This window comes from Moraxella equi (genome assembly GCF_002027555.1).
Classification (GTDB): domain Bacteria; phylum Pseudomonadota; class Gammaproteobacteria; order Pseudomonadales; family Moraxellaceae; genus Moraxella; species Moraxella equi.
The window spans coordinates 1-3,274 of sequence record NZ_MXAP01000031.1 but is presented as its reverse complement, the minus strand read 5'-3'; the positions used below and the strand labels follow the sequence as shown (position 1 = coordinate 3,274).

Genomic DNA, 3,274 nt, shown 5'->3' with positions numbered 1-3,274 from the left:
GGGCGGGAGGGGTCAAGGGGTTAAGTGTCCAATCTAGATGTTTTTAAGATGGGAAGTGTCTGAGTTTGGGTGCTTGGGAGTAAAAACACAGCTAGAAGCTGTGTTTTTTGGGGTGTGTTTAACGGATTATTTTTTTGCATTGGCGAGGATTTCTTCTGGGATGAGACTGATGCCATGCTCTGTGAGTTTGTACCAAACATAAGCCTGTGATTTAGATAAGTGGCTTGGGGTTGGGTAAATGGGTGATACATCACCGATGTTTAAGTAGATGACTTTTTTAGTCATGCGGTCTTGGTAATAACCTGATACAGTAGCAGGTTGTCCTTCTTGGATGATGCAGGTTTCATCATATTTGGGTGGGGTGGTTGGTGGGCTATTTTGAGAGGCAACAAAGGCGGCAGCACTCTCTGGGGTAATACCTAGATTATCCACCACTCTATTAATGTCCATCATAATTTCAAAGGGTTCTAACTGCGTGATAAAGTTAATGTACTCAAAGATATTAACCTTTTGGACATTTTGCAGAAGTTGCTTACCGCCCAAGGCGATGGCTGGCACAAAGGCATACATCTCATCTTCTTTGAGTTTGCCATAACTGGCAAGACAGCGGTTAAAGAGGGGGGGGGGTGTGGTGGATGTCGGTTAAATCATAGGATTTTTCACCTCCAATCTCCCTAATAGCACCATTAACTTCTACAACTATGTTAATGGCGTGTTGTCTTTGTGTTAATTGACGATTGTCTTCAATGGCTGGAAAAATACGAATATAATCCAAGACAATGGTTAAATGAGACCTGGTGTACCTACCCATCACCTTCAACTCCCCAAACGCCGTTCTACCCAGCACATACCAATCATCGTGGGCATAAAAGGGCGTGGGTTTTAAAATCTCATCCAGCAGGTCAGCATAATCATCAGGATTTACCAGCCAAAATCCGCCATTGGGTGCGATATTCCTTAAAATACTGCAAGGTTGCCATTAACAAATTGGGCATACCAATTTTGAGTTTTCTACCGCCTTTTTGATGGACAGTCGCTTGTGCTTGCTCTAAACAAGCAAGCATGTTGTTAAAGACTTCTTGCTCAACACCAATTAAGCGTTTAAACTTTTCATCAGATAGGTGTGTGGATGCTTCGTAGTTCATTGGGGTGTTTTAGTATAGGAGGGGTTTTGCAGGAGGTCTATTTTACCAATAATAAAATTAATTTTTTATTTTTTTAGTCCTATTTGGGTTATCTGCATTATAGCACCAATGTATATGTTTTGAGTTCGGCATTTTAACAACGGTTGTCTCATCCAAAATATTTAATAAATCTTGATAAGTTAATTTTTTCGGCGAATTTGCCAAATTTTATCAAATAATAAGTAATCGCCATTCTTTTAATTTATAACATCATTGGGGTTATAGTTCTCGTGATAATACATTGGTTTTTTGCAAAATCGCTTGTGGGTTGGTGTTACCACGGTTCTATCAGGATAAACTTCTATTTTAAAAGAGCAGGAGGGTTTTTGGTTGGGGTGTTTTGGGCTGTCCAAAAAAGTAACGCTCCCAAAACTTGCTGTATAACTTTCATAGAAGTCCAAACCTAGCATTCTTTTTGCCTCATTAAAATACTCTCTGTCATATGTCAATAATTGATTGTGATTCTTTTTTAAGGAATAAAAAGCCCGTAAACTATATTCCTCTCTTTCGCTTAGGAATGGATCTTCAATGGTTGGAAGTTCTGGTTTCTTAAAAAATATCTTTCCCAGTCCTATTGTAAATATAAAAATTAGTATCATAAAGCAATGATGTTATTACAATGTAAGACATAAGCATTAACGCAGACAAGATAGGTAAAAAAATCCATCTATATTTCTTTTCTAACAATATCAAATTAAGTTTTTTCATTTCTCAATCCCTTGTGTATTATCTTTGTTATAACACCAATGTATTTGTTTTGAGTTTGGCATTTGACCAACATTTGTTTTATCTAAAATATTTAATACGTCTTGATAGGTTAGTTTTTCAGCAAATTTACCATAGTTTTCATATAGAATAAAACCTATCTTGATGGCAGTATCATCATCAATAGGGTCTCCTCCACTGGTATTAAAATTGGATTTCTGTTGAGAATTTGAGTAATCAATCAACGTTTTTTTATCAAAGCCAACACTAAGACCAACATAGCCATAATGGATATTTGACCATACATCATAGAAATAATCGTAATTCTTATATTTATGGTAATGACTTTCAGAGGGTGTACCTTTTTGAGTTGGTCTATGTACAGTAATTTTGCTATTTTTGTTAAACCTATCATCCTGTACGAGTTGCCACTTATGATCCCAAGGCTTATTCGTATCAACCATGTCATACCATAATTTAAGCGATATTATGGGGTTTCTTTGGGTTTCTGGGTTACGAATGGGTTGTTCGAATTCAAATGGGTCTTTAATTTTGCCAATTCTCTCATTTGACTTATCAAACTCTCTTTGTAATTCCGCTCCTATCTCTCCAGTATTATGATAACGAATTTTTTGAGCAACCAAGGATTTTACGTTTCTCTTAATCTCGCCGACAATATATTTCGCCACTTCTATCGCTCCATCTTGATTGTGAGGACAGATTGCTGTTTGTTTATTGTGATTGGGATTTTGTGCATTGGTGGCGGTGGTGGTTTTGTATTTGCGTTCATAAATACGGTTTTTTATTCATGGTGTCAAAAGTTTAACATCACTTGTATGTTAAATAACTTTAGGTATTAATCAGGAACATCACAACCCCCAGATTGTAAATAGTTATCAGAAAAATAATTAAAATACTCACAATAGACAGTTTCATTAATATGGGGGTTAAATGGATAAAATCTAACATCAAAAATAATAAAGTCTCCATTGTATAAAACCACAAGAAAACAAAGAGAAAAAAATATGATTTTAAATCTTTTTAATAACAATAACTTTACTTTTTTATTTAAAATCAATAGTAAATAAATAAAAGGAGTTAAGACCATAAGGTTTAATAAAAATCCAAGATAATAAAATTCAAAAAAATTCACTATGGACTTGGAGCACCAACTCCAAATAAAAGTATAAATAGACGAACCATCAAGTACACTAACCCAATAAAAATTGGTAATAATCCAAGCAGCTATAAGAATGGCGTGTAATAAAACTTTAATATTAATCATCAATTCTAAATCCTATACCAGAAGTTTGGGTATTGTCTTTATGAAGAGCCGCTCTAACTTTCCATTTTTTATTTAAATATTGTAAAATCGCAAAAATATC

The 3,274-nt window shown here is 35.0% G+C and carries 5 protein-coding genes and 1 pseudogene; all 6 read right to left on the bottom strand.

Features of this window, described 5'->3' with window-relative positions:
* Nucleotides 1–126: 126 nt before the first annotated feature.
* Nucleotides 127–612, bottom strand: a pseudogene (locus B5J93_RS03470) (T6SS immunity protein Tdi1 domain-containing protein); the annotation flags it as partial.
* The gene (locus tag B5J93_RS14360) at nt 611–889 is read right to left on the bottom strand and encodes a hypothetical protein (RefSeq protein WP_420811395.1); all 279 of its coding nucleotides are present in this window, start codon (nt 887–889) and stop codon (nt 611–613) included. The gene B5J93_RS14360 and the pseudogene B5J93_RS03470, both read right to left, overlap by 2 nt.
* Nucleotides 890–914: 25 nt before the next feature.
* Nucleotides 915–1,145: a hypothetical protein gene (locus B5J93_RS03460; protein WP_079324637.1), complete on the bottom strand. Its 231-nt coding sequence runs from the start codon at nt 1,143–1,145 to the stop codon at nt 915–917.
* A gap of 236 nt (nt 1,146–1,381) precedes the next feature.
* A complete protein-coding gene (locus tag B5J93_RS03455; RefSeq protein ID WP_079324635.1) occupies nt 1,382–1,783 on the bottom strand; it encodes a hypothetical protein in 402 nt (133 codons plus the stop codon).
* Between the two features lie 105 nt (nt 1,784–1,888).
* The gene (locus tag B5J93_RS03450) at nt 1,889–2,578 is read right to left on the bottom strand and encodes a polymorphic toxin type 44 domain-containing protein (protein WP_079324633.1); all 690 of its coding nucleotides are present in this window, start codon (nt 2,576–2,578) and stop codon (nt 1,889–1,891) included.
* Nucleotides 2,579–2,745: 167 nt separating this feature from the next.
* A complete protein-coding gene (locus tag B5J93_RS03445; RefSeq protein WP_079324631.1) occupies nt 2,746–3,174 on the bottom strand; it encodes a hypothetical protein in 429 nt (142 codons plus the stop codon).
* Nucleotides 3,175–3,274: the final 100 nt, after the last annotated feature.